13 protein-coding genes are annotated in these 15,211 nt (G+C 62.0%); 5 read left to right on the top strand and 8 right to left on the bottom strand.

All coding sequences use genetic code 11. The annotated features are described in order from the left end of the window. Window positions 1–79 precede the first annotated feature (79 nt). Window positions 80–331, top strand: a complete 252-nt coding sequence (secG, locus tag CXY70_RS12825; protein ID WP_092340102.1) for a preprotein translocase subunit SecG — start codon at window positions 80–82, stop codon at window positions 329–331. A gap of 129 nt (window positions 332–460) precedes the next feature. After that, window positions 461–829: an RNA polymerase-binding protein RbpA gene (locus CXY70_RS12820; protein ID WP_104129085.1), complete on the top strand. Its 369-nt coding sequence runs from the start codon at window positions 461–463 to the stop codon at window positions 827–829. Between the two features lie 98 nt (window positions 830–927). On the opposite strand, the gene pgl is transcribed toward CXY70_RS12820, so the two are convergent. The 6 genes from pgl to tkt all read right to left on the bottom strand — a co-directional run bounded on the left by pgl (window position 928) and on the right by tkt (window position 9,275). Continuing rightward, window positions 928–1,713, bottom strand: a complete 786-nt coding sequence (gene pgl / locus CXY70_RS12815; protein WP_104192740.1) for a 6-phosphogluconolactonase — start codon at window positions 1,711–1,713, stop codon at window positions 928–930. 2 nt (window positions 1,714–1,715) lie between these two features. Beyond that, window positions 1,716–2,672 (bottom strand): glucose-6-phosphate dehydrogenase assembly protein OpcA, encoded by a 957-nt coding sequence (locus CXY70_RS12810; protein ID WP_104192739.1) that lies wholly within the window; start codon window positions 2,670–2,672, stop codon window positions 1,716–1,718. After that, the gene (zwf, locus tag CXY70_RS12805) at window positions 2,669–4,210 is read right to left on the bottom strand and encodes a glucose-6-phosphate dehydrogenase (protein ID WP_104192738.1); all 1,542 of its coding nucleotides are present in this window, start codon (window positions 4,208–4,210) and stop codon (window positions 2,669–2,671) included. Before zwf ends, CXY70_RS12810 begins: the two co-directional genes overlap by 4 nt. Before the next feature lie 142 nt (window positions 4,211–4,352). After that, window positions 4,353–5,954, bottom strand: a complete 1,602-nt coding sequence (locus tag CXY70_RS12800) for a glucose-6-phosphate isomerase (RefSeq protein WP_104192737.1) — start codon at window positions 5,952–5,954, stop codon at window positions 4,353–4,355. Beyond that, window positions 5,951–7,081: a transaldolase gene (gene tal / locus CXY70_RS12795; RefSeq protein ID WP_104192736.1), complete on the bottom strand. Its 1,131-nt coding sequence runs from the start codon at window positions 7,079–7,081 to the stop codon at window positions 5,951–5,953. The genes CXY70_RS12800 and tal overlap by 4 nt, the downstream gene beginning before the upstream one ends. Window positions 7,082–7,181: 100 nt before the next feature. Then, window positions 7,182–9,275 carry a transketolase gene (gene tkt, locus CXY70_RS12790; protein WP_104192735.1) on the bottom strand — a complete coding sequence of 698 codons (2,094 nt, stop codon included), beginning with the start codon at window positions 9,273–9,275 and terminating at the stop codon, window positions 7,182–7,184. Between the two features lie 326 nt (window positions 9,276–9,601). On the opposite strand from tkt, the gene CXY70_RS12785 reads away from it, so the two are divergent. Then, window positions 9,602–10,519: a heme o synthase gene (locus tag CXY70_RS12785; RefSeq protein ID WP_104192734.1), complete on the top strand. Its 918-nt coding sequence runs from the start codon at window positions 9,602–9,604 to the stop codon at window positions 10,517–10,519. A gap of 25 nt (window positions 10,520–10,544) precedes the next feature. Here the strand turns inward: CXY70_RS12785 and CXY70_RS12780 are convergent, their stop codons facing one another. Continuing rightward, on the bottom strand, window positions 10,545–11,132 hold the full coding sequence (locus CXY70_RS12780) for a hypothetical protein (RefSeq protein WP_146066132.1): 588 nt from the start codon (window positions 11,130–11,132) through the stop codon (window positions 10,545–10,547). 127 nt (window positions 11,133–11,259) lie between these two features. After that, entirely contained in the window at window positions 11,260–12,237 is a 978-nt protein-coding gene (locus tag CXY70_RS12775; RefSeq protein ID WP_199183437.1) for a heme A synthase, read from the bottom strand. 310 nt (window positions 12,238–12,547) lie between these two features. Between CXY70_RS12775 and sufB the strand changes: the two genes are divergently transcribed. Beyond that, entirely contained in the window at window positions 12,548–13,966 is a 1,419-nt protein-coding gene (gene sufB / locus CXY70_RS12770) for a Fe-S cluster assembly protein SufB (RefSeq protein ID WP_104129095.1), read from the top strand. Beyond that, window positions 13,967–15,211, top strand: a complete 1,245-nt coding sequence (gene sufD, locus CXY70_RS12765) for a Fe-S cluster assembly protein SufD (protein WP_104192731.1) — start codon at window positions 13,967–13,969, stop codon at window positions 15,209–15,211.

Below are 15,211 nucleotides of genomic sequence, written 5' to 3'. Positions count from 1 at the left end.
ACCTCTCTCCTGCCTGCAGAGTATAATTACGAGGGTCTTGGCGCCCGAGTTGCGCCCACCGTGTTTTGAAAGGTTTCGTGTGGAGATTCTCCAGGTCGTCATGCAGGTGCTCGTTGGAATCACGAGCCTCCTGCTCACCATGCTCATTCTGTTGCATAAGGGACGGGGCGGTGGGTTGTCGGACATGTTCGGCGGCGGCGTAACTTCCAACCTGGGGGCATCGGGTGTTGCCGAACGTAACCTCAATCGCATCACTGTCATTCTGGGTCTGCTCTGGATCTCGTGCATCGTAGTTCTCGGATTGATCACCAAGTTCGACACCGGGGCTTAACTTTTCGCCCCGCGCGGGGTTAGCCTGAGCTTTACGGGCATAGATCTTGAGCGCAGAACACAATAGCAGTAACACCAATTACAGCTCGAACCTGCAGCGCACAACTGCACGAGTCAACGGAGGAACAAGATGGCATCAGGCGGAAGCGCAATTCGTGGCTCGCGTGTAGGCGCAGGCCCTATGGGTGAGCAGGACCGCGGTTTTCACGCGGATCGCATCAAGATCTCGTACTGGGACGCGCTTGGGAATGAAACCGTGCGGTATTTTGCGGCGAGCTTACCAGATGAAGAAATTCCCGTCACCATCGACTGCCCGTCATCGGGGCTGCCTGCCGGGCGCGACAAGGAGAATCCTCCTTCTGTCGTCAAGCTCGAGCCGTACAAGACGCACCTCGCCTACGTCAAGGAACGACGTACCGAAGAAGAGGCCGACTCGTTGCTCGAGGAGGCCCTCAATCAGTTGCGCGTTCGTCGCGGCAAGTTGTCGCCGACCAACTGACGCGGGAGCGCGAAACACCGGTTCTCAATTGTTCGAGAACCGGTGTTTTTTATGCCCGACCGCTGGTAGGTGGTGCGGCGAAATCGGCTGGCGGGAAACTAGTAGCCCGGAGCGATGAGGCTTTCGGGCACCTGAGCTGCTGCGTCGTTGTCAACGAAGAACACGGTTCGGTACCGGCCTTTGATTCCTGCAGCGGGTACCTCGTCGCGACTCGCTCCGGCGAGGGCCAGTCCGAGCGCCGATGCCTTGTCCGATCCGGCCAGCACCAGCCAGACGCGATCCGAAGAGTTGATTACGGGTCGGGTTAACGACAGCCGGGCGGCCGGCGGCTTGGGGGAGTCCCGCACGGCGACGACACTGGCTTCACTCTCGCGGATACCCGGTCGGTGTGGGAACAACGACGCAATGTGCCCGTCCGGTCCGACTCCAAGAAAAGTTACGTCAATTCGGGGGTACTGGGCTCCGGCAGGAGCACGAGCCAATAACTCCGCCGCGTACCGTGCGGCCGCAGCGTCGAGTGCATCCGTTCCGGCTTCGACCGCATCATCTGACGCCCCGAAGGCGTGAATATTCTCCGGCGGCACCGAGATGTGGTTCAAGAGGGCTTCGCGCGCTTGCAACTCATTACGTTCCGGATCGGCGCGAGGCAGCCAACGATCGTCGCCCCACCAGAAATTTACTCGGGACCAGTCGATCGTGTCGCGTGCGGCCGATTCGTTGATGGCAGCCAGAACAGCGATGCCGACGGAACCGCCGGTGAGCACGACATTCGCCTCGTCCTGCTCGTGCAGAACGTCAACCATATTGGTGAGAAACCGTGCAGCGACCGACCCGGCCAGGGCGTGCTTGTTTTGGTGCAGCAGCACGCGTCGGTCATGTGTCACGGTTAAGCTCCGGTCTCCTGGCTCACCACTTTTTTGAGCTGCGGTAACCCGCGGGTGATGACCTCACCATACAGCTCATCGGGATCGAGGCGGCGCAGTTCGTCGGCCAGACAATCACGCAGGCTGCGGCGCTTGAGCGTCAGATCCTGCAGCGGCTGCCCGGGCTGGCTCAGTGTGGCGATATCAGGAACCTCTCGTTCGAGTGAAATCGCTCCCGATGCTCGCACCAGGTGCACGCCGTGCAAACCATTAGCCAGGGGGCCGGTGGTCAGCTTGCACTCCACGGGCACCTGCAGCTGCATCTGGAGCCAGGCGGCGAGCAGCGTGGTCGAAGGGGACGCCGCGGCGCCAATGACCTGAATACCGATGATGGGCTCGAAGGGCGGCTGGTCCAGAACCGCGGCTAGTTGGGCGCGCCAGAGAGTCAGCCGAGTCCAGGCGAAGTCGGTGTCGCCTGGCCGGTAGCTGCCGCAGAGCTGGCGTAGTGCTGCCTGGGGGTCCGGCTGGGCTGAGGCGTCCGTAATGCGCCGATAGGCGATCCGGCCGAGAGGGGAGTCACTGGGAACGGCGGGAGCCGTGCCTGGCCACCAGGCGACAACCGGGGCGTCCGACAGCAGCAGACCGGTAACCAGACTTTCCGGGTCGGTCGCCGCCTCGCCATACACGCGCAGAACGATGACCTCGCTCGCACCGGCGTCGCCTCCGACCCGAATTTCCGCGTCAACCCGTGCCTTGCCACTGGTCGTATCGTGTTCCTGCGTCGACACGACGATGACCCGCATCGGGTGTTCCCTCGACGCATCGTTGGCCGCTTCAATGGCCTCTTCCTCTTGTCCGAGATTTGACGCGATAATCAGGGTCAGCACTCGCCCGAGGGCGACGGCGCCACCCTCTTCGCGAATTCGCACGAGCGCCTTCGAGATTTTCGCGGTCGTGGTGTTGGGCAGATCGACGATCATGGTCGCCTCCAGGTTCGGCCGTCGCGGGCCAGCAGGTCGTCAGCGGATGTGGGTCCCCAAGTTCCGGGGCGATAGGGCTCAGGCTGTCCTTGCGTAGCCCAGTACTCTTCGATCGGGTCGAGAATTTTCCAGGACAATTCGACCTCTTCATGGCGGGGGAACAACGGCGGGTCACCAAGCAGTACGTCGAGGATGAGCCTCTCGTACGCTTCCGGGCTCGCCTCGGTGAACGCGTGCCCGTAACCGAAGTCCATAGTCACGTCGCGAACCTGCATGACGACACCCGGAACTTTCGAGCCAAAACGGATGGTGACGCCCTCATCGGGCTGCACCCGAATGACCAGGGCGTTGTGGCCGAGTTCGGCGGTCTGGCCTGGTGCGAACAGGTACTGCGGCGCTCGTTTGAAGACCACGGCAATTTCCGTTACGCGACGACCCAGGCGCTTACCGGCCCGCAGGTAGAACGGAACGCCGGCCCAGCGTCGGGTATCGATTGTCAGCCGCATGGCAGCGTAGGTTTCGGTGACGGAATCCGGGTCCATGCCGTCTTCCTCCAGGAAGCCGACGACCTTTTCTCCGCCCTGCCAGCCACCGGCATACTGCCCGCGGGCGGTGCCGAGGCCGAGGTCGGCGGGGAGTCGAACCGAGGCGAGTACCTTTTCCTTTTCGGCGCGCAGGTCGGCGGCGTCGAAGGAGATTGGTTCTTCCATGGCCGTGAGCGCGAGAAGCTGCAGCAGATGGTTCTGGATGACGTCGCGGGCGGCGCCGATGCCGTCATAATAGCCGGCCCGACCTCCCACGCCGATGTCTTCAGCCATGGTGATTTGAACGTGTTCGACGTGATTGGCGTTCCACAGCGGCTCGAACATCTCGTTGGCGAAACGCAGCGCGAGAATATTCTGCACCGTCTCTTTTCCGAGGTAGTGGTCGATCCGAAAAACCGAGTCCGGAGGAAAGACCGACTCGACGACATCATTGAGCTGGCGTGCCGTCGTCAGGTCACTGCCGAAAGGCTTTTCGATGACGACGCGACGCCATTGCCCATTCTTCTGCTCGGCCAGGCCGGATCGGCGCAGCTGCTCTGTCACTTGTGGGAAAGCCTTCGGCGGAATGGCCAGATAGAACGCGTGGTTGCCCATCGTGCCGCGCTCACGGTCCAACTCGTCGATGGTTTGGCTGAGACGCGCAAATGCCTCGTCGTCGTCAAAAGTTCCAGAGACGAAACGGATGCCTTCGGCCAGCTGCGCCCAAACATCCTCGTGGAACTCTGTGCGGGCATGTTCCTTAACGGCATCATGCACGACTTCCATGAAGTCTTCGTTGTCCCAGTCTCGGCGGGCAAACCCGACGAGGGCGAATCCAGGTGGCAGCAAGCCGCGATTGGCGAGGTCATAGACCGCTGGCATGAGTTTCTTGCGCGCGAGGTCACCGGTGACGCCGAAGATAACGAGGCTGGATGGCCCGGCGATACGGTTCAGACGATAGTCGGATGGTGACCTGAGCGGATTAAACTCCGGGGTAATTTCCACCGGGGACATGCAGCTCCTTTTACGGTTTAGTGCAGGAAAGTTAAGAATGCAAACAAGGGATGCTGCAAAGAGAATAGTGCGTTGGCCTGATTGGTTCCTCGTCGGGCGTTGCTCGCGAAGAACAAATCAGGCGTTCGGTTTGTTGGTTTTACTAGGCCAAAGCCCGGAATAATGTGGAGATATTTTGCTTGGGCTGCGTCAGGGTCAACGTCAACACCGGGCGCCCGTGGTCGGCGAGCACGCTCGCATCACCGCTGGCCTGCGCCTGAATGAGTTCACCGAAGGTGAAGGGACGCTCCGGAATTTCAAGATCCTCCGCCGGCGTGGCCAGGATTTGCAGGTAAACGGCCGTTGCCGGTCCGCCCTTGTGGAACTGCCCGGTGGAGTGCAGAAAGCGCGGTCCCCAGCCGAACGTGACCGGACGCTTCGAGAGTGTGGCCAGTTTGTTGCGAATTTCGGCCAGTTCCGGCAGGGCCAGCCGGTCTACGTAGGCCTGGACAGCAACATAGCCGTCGGGGCCGAGCTCTTCGAGAAGCGCGTCGATTGCCGAGGCGAGGTCGCTCGCCGCACCGATAACGTGCGGCGTGCCACGCACTTCGATACCGTCCGCGATGAAGGCGGCCGGTATCGGCGCGGGGCGAACGTCGAGCAACCCTCGCGTAGCGATCTTGGCGGACTCCACGTCCGGCTGGTCGAACGGGTTGATACCGAGCAAACGGCCCGCTACGACAGTCGCGTATTCCCAGACTAGAAACTGAGCTCCGAGGGTTCCGCTGACGCGAATCTCGTCGCCGGTTTCAACGAAAAGGTCGGTGCCGGCGTCGGCCACAACCCGAACGAGTTGCAGGTCCGGCAGAGCCTCGGTCAGCTCGGGAGCATCGGGAGAGAGAACGACGGGCAAAATGCCGGTGCCGAGCTTGCCGGTAGATTCAGCGATCAGTTGTTCGACCCAATCGGCAAAGCCCACAATGTGGGTGCCGTCTGAGACGATGGCGAGCTTGTCCCGACGAGGGCTGGCAGCGGCGATGGCCGCTCCGAGCACGAGGCCCGGATTCTCGGGCGAGTCAACGGCCAATGCCAGCGAGATGGATTCGGCCTCGTCGAGGAGCGCACCAATGTCAACACCGGCCAGTCCCGACGGAACGAGACCAAACGCGGTCAGCGCCGAGTAGCGTCCGCCGACAGTGGGGTCGGCGTTGAACACGCGGTAGCCAGCTTCCCGAGCGGATGCCTCGAGCGGTGACCCCGGGTCGGTCACGACGATAATGCGCTCGGCCGGGTCGATTCCGATATCCCGGTACGCACGTTCAAACACGCGGCGCTGGCTGTCGGTTTCAACCGTTGAGCCGCTCTTGGACGAGACGACGAGCGCGGTTCCGGCCAGATTGTCGTTCAATGCGGACAACACTTGACCCGGGTCGGTCGCGTCGAGCACAGTGAGGTCCACTCCAGCGGTGCGGGTGATGACCTCGGGAGCGAGCGATGATCCGCCCATTCCGGCGAGGGCGATCTGGGTGACACCACGGGCGTGGAGGGCAGCCCGCAACTCGACAATCTCAGCCACGAGTGGGCGGGACACTGCGGCAGACTCCGTCCAGCCCAGACGCAACGCGGCCTCAGCTTCGACGGCAGGGCCCCACAGTGCGGGGTTTTGGGCAGTGATGCCCGACGCGACCAGGTCTGTGATCAGGGTCGGTACGGTGGCGCGCACAGCATCAGCTGCGGCACCACTCACCGAGATTCGAAAGCTCACTGGGCGACCGAGGGAGTCGAGGCGGCCGTGAGGGCCGTCTGTACGGTATCGAGCAGTTCGTTCCACGACACCTCGAACTTCGACAGGCCTTCGTCCTCGAGCTGGCGGGTGACGTCGTCGTATGAGACACCCTGCGCGGCCAGCGCGTCGAGCACCGCGTTTGCGGCGGCGTACGAGCCGGTAACCGAGTCAGCCGGAATGACTCCGTGGTCGGCCGTGGCCTGCATGGTCTTCTCCGGCATCGTGTTGACGACTTCGGGGGCGACTAGCTCGGTGACGTACAGGGTGTCGGGAAGGCTGGCATCCTTGACACCGGTCGACGCCCAGAGCGGACGTTGCTTGGTGGCTCCGGCCTTGATCAGGCCGAGGGCGCGCTCACTACTGAACGCCTGCTCGTAAACCTGGTAGGCAAGCTGGGCATTGGCGACGCCGGCTTTGCTCTTCAGCGCGAGGGCTTCGGGGGTGCCGATAGCTTCAAGGCGAGCGTTGATCTCGGAGTCGACGCGCGAGACGAAGAACGAGGCAACGGAGTGAATAGTAGAAAGATCGATGCCGGCAGCTTTGGCATGCTCGAGACCGGCCAGGTAGGCGTTGATCACCTGACGGTGACGCTCGAGGCTGAAGATCAGGGTGACATTGACGCTGATGCCGAGGGCGATCGTCGCCGTAATGGCTTCCAGGCCTTCGAGCGTCGCCGGAATCTTGATCATCGCGTTGGGGCGGTTGACCTTGGCCCATAGCTTCTGGGCTTCGGCGACCGTGCCGGCTGCGTCGCGGGCGAGGCTCGGCTCAACCTCGATCGAGACGCGTCCATCCTGGCCGTTGGTCGAGTCGTAGACCGGGCGAAAGATATCGCAGGCAGCGGCAACGTCGTCCGTGGTGATGGCGAAAACGGAGTCGATGACGTTCGTGCCGGCGGCGGCCAACGTCGCGACCTGGTCGGAATACGCCTCGCCCTTGGCCAGGGCGCCGGCGAAGATCGTCGGGTTTGTCGTGACGCCGACGACGTTGCTGTTCTTGATCAGGTCTTGGAGCCCGCCGGAGTTGATGCGTTCGCGGGAGAGGTCGTCGAGCCAGATACTGACGCCGGCTGTGGACAGCTGGGCGAGGGGTGTCGGATTTGTCATAGTTGAAATCTCCTGGTCGTGCTGCCGTCAGGCAGCTGGGTCGTGCAGTGTGTGGAGAGGTTGACGATGTGCGGTGCTGACCCCGTACTAGGGGGCAACATCAGGCTGCGCTAATTGATTCCTTGGCAGCGGCAACCACGGCTTCGGTGGTGATGCCGAATTCGCGGAACAGCGTCTGGTAGTCAGCGGATGCCCCGAAATGTTCGATCGAGATGCTGCGACCCGCGTCGCCGACGTAACCGCGCCAGGTCAGCGCGAGCCCGGCCTCGACCGATACCCTGGCGGTGATGGCTGCGGGCAGCACCGACTCGCGATATTCGCTGCTCTGCTCCTCGAACCATTCCAGGCAGGGGGCGCTGACCACGCGGGCGTTGATGCCTTCGAGGGCTAGCTGGGCGCGGGCGTCAATGGCGAGCTGCACCTCGGACCCGGTTCCGATCAGGATGACGTCCGGAGTTCCGCCGGCCGCTTCGGCCAGCACGTAGGCGCCGCGGGCGACATTCTTCGCCGAGGCGAAGATTTCAGCGGATGCTGCGCCTTCGCCGCGCTCGTACACCGGAATGTTCTGGCGGGTGAGGGCGATGCCGGCCGGACCGCCCCGGCGTTCCAAAATGGTCTTCCAGGCCCACGCGGTTTCGTTGGCATCGCCGGGACGCACCACGTCAAGCCCGGGGATGGCACGCAGGGTGGCGAGCTGTTCGATCGGCTGGTGGGTGGGGCCGTCTTCGCCCAGTGCGACGGAGTCGTGGGTCCAGACGAAGATTGACGGCGCTTTCATGAGCGCCGCGAGACGCACAGCGGGGCGCATGTAGTCGCTGAAGATGAGGAACGTCCCGCCGAACGGACGCGTGTTGCCGTGCAGCACGATTCCGTTGAGAATAGCGGCCATGGCGTGTTCGCGAATGCCGAAGTGCAGCACCCGGCCATACGAGTTGCCGGTCCATTCGCCGGTGGAGTGCTCGCTCGGAATGAACGAGGCTGCGCCGCCGATAGTGGTGTTGTTTGATTCGGCGAGGTCGGCCGAGCCCCCCCAAAGTTCAGGGATGACGCCGCCGAGGGCGGTGAGCACCTTGCCGGAGGCTGCACGGGTCGAGACTGCGGTGCCGCCGGGGAAGACGGGGAGTGCCTCGTCGACGCCGTCGGGCAGGTCGCCGGAAAGCACGCGGTCGAGCAGCACCTTGCGCTCGGGATTGGCGGCGGCCCAGGCATCGAACTGCACGGTCCACTGCGCATGCTGGGTCGCACCGCGTTGCCGGGCCAGCCGGGTGTGAGCGATGACTTCGGGGGCGACATCGAAGGTCTTCTCCGGATCGAAGCCGAGAACGGTCTTGACGCCGGCGAGTTCTTCGGCGCCGAGGGCGGAGCCGTGGATCTTGCCCGTATTCTGCTTCTTCGGGCTGGGCCAACCGATGATCGTCTTCAAAATGATCAGGCTGGGCTTGCCGGTTTCGTTCTGGGCAGCCTCGATGGCCGCATTCAATTCGGCGACGTCTTCAACGTAGGAGCCGGTCTTCTTCCAGTCCACGGTCTGCACGTGCCAGTCATAGGCGGCATAGCGCGCGGCAACGTCTTCGGTGAAGGCGATATTGGTGTCGTCCTCGATCGAGATCTGATTGCTGTCGTAAATTGCAATCAGGTTGCCGAGCTGCTGGTGGCCAGCGAGAGAGGATGCTTCGCTCGTCAGGCCCTCCTGCAGGTCGCCGTCGCCGGCAATGACGTACACGAAGTGATCGAACGGGCTGGCGCCGGTGGCGGCATCCGGGTCGAACAGGCCACGCTCGAAGCGGGACGCGTAGGCAAAGCCAACAGCGGAGGCAAGTCCCTGGCCGAGCGGGCCTGTGGTGATTTCGACGCCGTCGGTGTGGCCATATTCCGGGTGGCCGGGGGTCTTGGATCCCCAGGTGCGGAGGGCCTTGAGGTCTTCGAGCTCGAGGCCGTAGCCGCCGAGGTAGAGCTGTATGTATTGGGTCAGCGAGCTATGGCCGACCGAGAGAATGAATCGGTCGCGACCGATCCACTCGTTGTCGGACGGATCGCGGCGCATGACTTTCTGAAACAGAAGGTACGCGGCCGGAGCGAGGCTCATTGCCGTGCCCGGATGCCCATTCCCAACCTTCTCAACGGCATCGGCCGCCAGAATGCGTGCGGTGTCAACCGCCTGATCGTCAACGGAATTCCATTGCAAAGCTGCCACGTCACGTAACCCTTCATTGAAGCGAAGGCGGGTTGAGCTCAACCCATCCTTTGATAGTTGTGCAAGTGCCGGCAACCGTCTCGCACGGCGGACCCGCGTATTTTGTTACGCGGGACTGCAAGCGAAATATCACCCCCAGCGAGTTGGCCTGCTTTACGCTGCCATCTCCCACCCGGGGGCTCGCCGAACTACTGATTCACTGTGGGGAGCGCATTAAGTATACGCATCGAATGCGCCGGGCGCTCGATAGAACGTGACCTGTCATTTGCAGCGACGCGCCACCGGGTGACCTAGAATTAGAGGAACTGCCTAGCATTCGAGGATTTATGGACGTCGCACTTCAGACCATCGAGAGAACTCCGCGTACGTTGAAGCGCACCCTCAAGGCTTATGTCTCTCTGACTAAACCGCGAGTAGTCGAGTTGCTCCTGGTGGTCACCGCGCCCACAATGCTCCTTGCCGAGCGGGGAATCCCCAGCCTCTGGCTAATTCTGGCGACGCTCGTGGGCGGGTCGCTCAGCGCCGGATCCGCGGGTGCCTTCAATTGCTACCTCGACCGTGACATCGACCGTCTCATGAAGAGAACGAAAAATCGTCCGCTCGTCACCGGCGAGCTCAGCGACCGAGAAGCCTTGATCTTTGCGTGGGCCTTGGGCGCGGCATCCATTTTATGGCTGGGTCTGCTGACCAACTGGCTGGCGGCCGCGCTGTCGTTTGGCGCGATTCTGCTCTACGTTGTCTTTTACACGATCATTCTCAAGCGTCGTACGCCGCAGAACATCGTCTGGGGCGGTGTGGCTGGTTGTATGCCCGTCCTCATCGGCTGGGCGGCCGTGACCGGCGAGCTGTCCTGGCCGCCGGTTATTCTGTTCATGATCATCTTCCTGTGGACACCGCCGCATTACTGGCCACTGTCAATGAAGTACCGCAGCGACTACCTGGCCGCTGGCGTTCCAATGCTCGCTGTCGTGCGTGGTCGCGCTCAGGTGGGCCTACAGGTCATTCTGTATGCGTGGGCTACCGTCGCCTGCTCGCTTCTGCTCATTCCGATCGCCGACATGGGCGTGCTGTATACCTGTATCGCTCTTGTCACAGGCGGCTGGTTCATCTACGAGACACACCGGCTGTACAGCCTTGCAATTCGACACGAGCACGTGTCGCCGATGCGCGTCTTCCATGGCTCGATCGCCTACCTGACACTACTGTTCGTGGCTGTCGGAGTGGATCCGCTCCTGCCGTTCTAAGCGCTTTACGCTGCCGCGGTCGAGGCTAAACCCGACGGGAGAGCCGGTTGTCTATCTTCGCAACGTCGGCCGAATGGATGACAACCGTCACAACTCGTCCGGCCAGGGCCAGGCTCGTGGCAGTGAAGTCGGAGGCCGTCACCGTGATGGCTGGCAGGGCGCTGTCATCGACGATCAGGTTCGACCGGTGGGCAAGCGCGAGTTCAATTTCGGACTGCTGTTGAGTGTGTCGGTCAGCCCACAATTGCGACCCGAAGTCATGGGGGTTTTTGGCGTAGTTCATCACGATGTACTGCAGATGTTGGTTCAAGGCATCCCGAATCGGGTCGCCCCCGCGATTTGTGGAGCCGGGTACGTCTGTGAAAACGAAGCCGCGCAGTTCGGCGATACCGACCGGACCGGCTGGGGAATCCTCGAACCAAAAATTACCGGTGGGGTCCGCGAGCCAGTAGTGTGCCTGCGCTTCCAACGTATGGCCGTGGTTGCCGTACCAGCTCCACCCACGTTCCTGAAGGCGTGGTTGATTCACGAAACCGAACACCGGCGGACCGAACAGGGCGAGGCGCGCGCCGTCGTCTGGCGGTTTCGACCTGGCTCCCGGTGCGAGATGCATGTCTGGAGAGTACACCGGCGACCACCGCCGGGGGAGAGCCACGCGGTAATTTTTCAGCCGTCGTGTACCGTCGCGCCTTTGATTGGCAACCCCATCAAAGATTGTGGCATTCGGCGAAGATCGCAGGTTATCCGCGGCGGCTGCTGAGCTCGCTCGTGCCGATGAATTCGGTAGCGTCCGGCGTGATTCCGGTCGGGGCCTTGAGGTTCAGCACGAGCGCCGTCATCGCAGCGGCGAGTACGCAGGCCAGCACCATGTGTAAGCCGACCAGCACGGGGGGCAGCCCCAGATTGGCCTGGAGCAGGCCCACTAAGATTTGCACGAGCTCGATCACGAGCAGGGCGACGACGAATCTCCGCACGGGGAGCTTGCCACCAACGCACGCTGCGAGCAGCACGATCGTCAAAACCAGCGTCGCGTAGCCCGGCCAGGCGTGCAGGTGTTCCAGCAATTCAGCGTTGAAGCCCGTGCGTCCCGCGTCGGCATCACCCGAATGCGGTCCGGAGGCGGTGGTCAACACGCCCATTATCACCGTCAGCGCCACGGCGAAGCTGGTGGCGTGGGCCAGCCCGGCGAAGCCGACCGGAACGACCAGGGTACGCGGTCCCGGTGCAAGATAGACCCGGTGCACGAGCACGGTCGCCAGGCAGACCATGATGAGCGACACCGTGAAGTGGAAGCCAACGATAAATGGGTTGAGACCGGTCCACACGGTGACGCCGCCGACGAGTGCCTGCGCGAGAACGCCACCGACGAGAATCACGGCGAGGACAAACAGGTCCTTGCGTTCCCTGCGCAGACGCCAGAGCAAAACGACGGCCGCGATCGCAATGATTCCGATCAGCCCGGTCATCAAACGGTTGGCAAACTCAATGACACCGTGGAGGCCCATCTCCTCCGTCGGCACGAGCGAACCGACGACGCAGTTCGGCCAGGTCGGGCAGCCGAGTCCGGAGCCAGTGAGGCGTACGGCGCCGCCGGTGCCGACAATCACTATCTCGGACAACAGAGACAGCCAGGCAACCACCCGAATTCGTGCGTCCATAGCGCTGGGTAACCATTGGTAGATGGAATTCACCGGTTCTGCTCCCACTGTCTCACTCATGATCGCGTGCACTCTGATTGTGCCCTGTGCGAATGTGAATCAACCGGCAAGCACGCGTATCTTGCCGATCAACCTGTAGAATTGGGATTTCCATGGAGATCTCTCTTACGGTCATAGTGACTGCACGAGGTCGACCGGAACCAAACAGTGGCCGAACGGGCACTGGCGGCTCGGGTTCGATTTGGCTCTATGAACATTCTAGGTACGCAACGTAGCTGTCCACGCAACCCGTTCCCCGTGGTCTCCACTGAGATCGCCCGGGAATCACCGGACTAATATCCGGGTTGTGCTGGGTAGAGAAGAGGTAATTATGTCGGATGTCCTGCTCGACCGTCCCGACCTTGAGGGGATTGGCACCTACGAATTCGGATGGGCCGATTCAGACAAGGCCGGCGCCTCCGCGCGCCGTGGCATTTCTCCTGAGGTTGTCACAGACATCTCGAACCTGAAATCCGAGCCGGACTGGATGCTCCAGCGACGGCTGAAAGCCCTGCAGTTGTTTGAACGCAAGCCCATGCCCACGTGGGGCGCCGATCTTTCTGAGATCGATTTCGACAACATCAAGTACTTCGTGCGGTCTACAGAGAAGCAGGCCCAAACCTGGGAAGACCTGCCTGACGACATCAAGAACACTTACGAGAAGCTCGGCATCCCCGAAGCGGAGCGCCAGCGCCTCGTGTCCGGTGTGGCAGCCCAATACGAGTCCGAAGTGGTCTACCACCAGATCAATGAAGAACTTGCAGCCCAGGGCGTCATCTTCATGGACACCGACACAGCGCTCAAGGAGCACCCGGAGTTCTTCGAGGAGTACTTCGGCACCATCATTCCCTCCGGTGACAACAAGTTCGCCGCGCTCAACACGGCTGTCTGGTCAGGCGGATCGTTCGTCTACGTTCCTCCCGGCGTGCACGTGGAGATTCCCCTTCAGGCCTACTTCCGCATCAACACGGAAAACATGGGCCAGTTCGAGCGCACGCTGATCATCGCCGACGAGGGCAGCTACGTGCACTACATCGAGGGCTGCACGGCCCCGATTTACAAGTCGGATTCGTTGCACTCCGCCGTCGTTGAGATCGTTGTAAAGAAGAACGCTCGCGTTCGCTATACAACCATCCAGAACTGGTCGAATAACGTCTACAACCTCGTCACCAAGCGGGCCACGGCCGGCGAAGGCGCCACGATGGAGTGGATCGACGGCAACATCGGTTCCAAGGTCACCATGAAGTACCCGTCCATCTACCTGATGGGGGAGCACGCCAAGGGCGAGACCCTGTCCGTGGCCTTTGCTGGCCCCGGTCAGCACCAGGACGCCGGTGCCAAGATGATCCACATGGCGCCTTACACGCAGTCGTCGATCGTCTCCAAGTCCATCGCTCGCGGTGGCGGGCGCAGCGGGTATCGGGGTGAGGTTCGAGTGGATGCCTCGGCACACCACTCCGCCAATACGGTGCGCTGTGACGCACTGCTGGTTGATACCCAGTCACGTTCGGACACCTACCCGTCCATCGATATCCGGGTGGACGACGTTCAGCTCGGCCACGAGGCCACCGTCTCCCGCGTGAGCGAGGAGCAATTGTTCTACCTGATGAGCCGTGGTATGCCCGAAGACGAGGCCATGGCAATGATCGTCCGCGGATTCATCGAACCGATCGCACGGGAGCTCCCGATGGAGTACGCCCTCGAACTCAACAAGCTCATTGAAATGGGCATGGAAGGATCCGTCGGCTAAATGTCCGCCGCTTCAGCGCTTTCGAAGAGCGCTTTAAAAACTGTGCCCGCACCATCCACATCCGCTGCCGAGTCGGTTCTGCCGGCCGGCCAGCACGGAATCAAAGAACACTCCGACGGACGTTTCGGTTACGTGCCGGTGCAAACCCGCTCGGACCGCTTCAAGAGCGTCAACGTCGCCGACTTCGAGGCCGTCACCGGCCGCGAAGCCGTATGGAAGCACTCGCCCGTCGCGAAATTCACCGACCTCACCGCCGGTCACGTTGACGGCTCTCGCTACCCGGTTGAATCGACTCCGTCACCGGACATCTCCGTCGAGTGGGTGCCCAGAACGGATGCCCGCATCGGGACCGCTGGTCTACCGGAAGAACGCGCAGCAGCCAATGCCTGGTCGGCGTTCGACGACGCCCTCGCCATCACGGTGAGTGGCGAAGAAGCCAAGGAAATCACGGTCACCCGGTCGACCCTCGGCAACTCCACCCGCGGCGCCCACACTATTATCGAAGCCAAGCCGTTCAGCCAAGCCACGGTCATTCTGCAGAACACGGGCGGCGCCCGACTCACCGAAAACCTTGAGATCATTCTCGGTGAGTCCGCGAACCTTACCGTTGTCTCATTGCAGGAATGGGACGACTCCGCGGTGCACCTGGCCAACCATTTCGCATCCGTCGGCCGTGACGCCCGCCTCAAACACGTCGTCGTCTCGCTTGGCGGCAGCATCGTGCGGATCAACCCATCGGTGCGTCTGGCCGGACCCGGCTCGGATACCCTGCTTCTCGGCCTCTACTTCGCGGATGCCGGCCAACACCTGGAACAGCAGGTCTACGTCTTTCACGACGCCCCGAAGAGCCGCAGCCGCGTGAACTATAAGGGAGCGCTGCAGGGCCAGGGTGCCCGCACGGTCTGGATTGGCGACGTACTGATCGGCAACAAGGCCGCTGGCACCGACAGCTACGAACAGAACCGCAACCTCGTTCTCACGGAGGGTACACGCGCCGATTCCATCCCCAACCTGGAGATCGAGACCGGCGACATTGTGGGGGCTGGTCATGCCAGTGCCACTGGACGCTTCGATGATGAGCAACTGTTCTACCTTCAGGCTCGCGGCATCACCGAAGAAGAAGCGCGACGACTGGTCGTACGCGGATTCCTCACCGAGGTCGTTCAGCAGATTGGTTCCCCCGAACTTGAAGCTCGGTTGCAACTTGCAATCGAAGCCGAACTTATTGGAACGGACGACAAGTAA

This window comes from Cryobacterium sp. Y82 (genome assembly GCF_002929495.1).
Classification (GTDB): domain Bacteria; phylum Actinomycetota; class Actinomycetes; order Actinomycetales; family Microbacteriaceae; genus Cryobacterium; species Cryobacterium serini.
This window is presented reverse-complemented; position numbering and strand designations above follow the sequence as displayed.

Excerpts from the sequence above, each read along its gene's own strand:
- CXY70_RS12810 (WP_104192739.1), bottom strand. The coding sequence starts at position 2,672 with ATGATCGTCGATCTGCCCAACACCACGACCGCGAAAATCTCGAAGGCG.
- tal (WP_104192736.1), bottom strand. The coding sequence starts at position 7,081 with ATGACAAATCCGACACCCCTCGCCCAGCTGTCCACAGCCGGCGTCAGT.
- CXY70_RS12785 (WP_104192734.1), top strand. The coding sequence starts at position 9,602 with ATGGACGTCGCACTTCAGACCATCGAGAGAACTCCGCGTACGTTGAAG.
- CXY70_RS12820 (WP_104129085.1), top strand. The coding sequence starts at position 461 with ATGGCATCAGGCGGAAGCGCAATTCGTGGCTCGCGTGTAGGCGCAGGC.
- CXY70_RS12775 (WP_199183437.1), bottom strand. The coding sequence starts at position 12,237 with ATGAGTGAGACAGTGGGAGCAGAACCGGTGAATTCCATCTACCAATGG.
- sufB (WP_104129095.1), top strand. The coding sequence starts at position 12,548 with ATGTCGGATGTCCTGCTCGACCGTCCCGACCTTGAGGGGATTGGCACC.
- zwf (WP_104192738.1), bottom strand. The coding sequence starts at position 4,210 with ATGTCCCCGGTGGAAATTACCCCGGAGTTTAATCCGCTCAGGTCACCA.
- CXY70_RS12780 (WP_146066132.1), bottom strand. The coding sequence starts at position 11,132 with ATGCATCTCGCACCGGGAGCCAGGTCGAAACCGCCAGACGACGGCGCG.
- sufD (WP_104192731.1), top strand. The coding sequence starts at position 13,967 with ATGTCCGCCGCTTCAGCGCTTTCGAAGAGCGCTTTAAAAACTGTGCCC.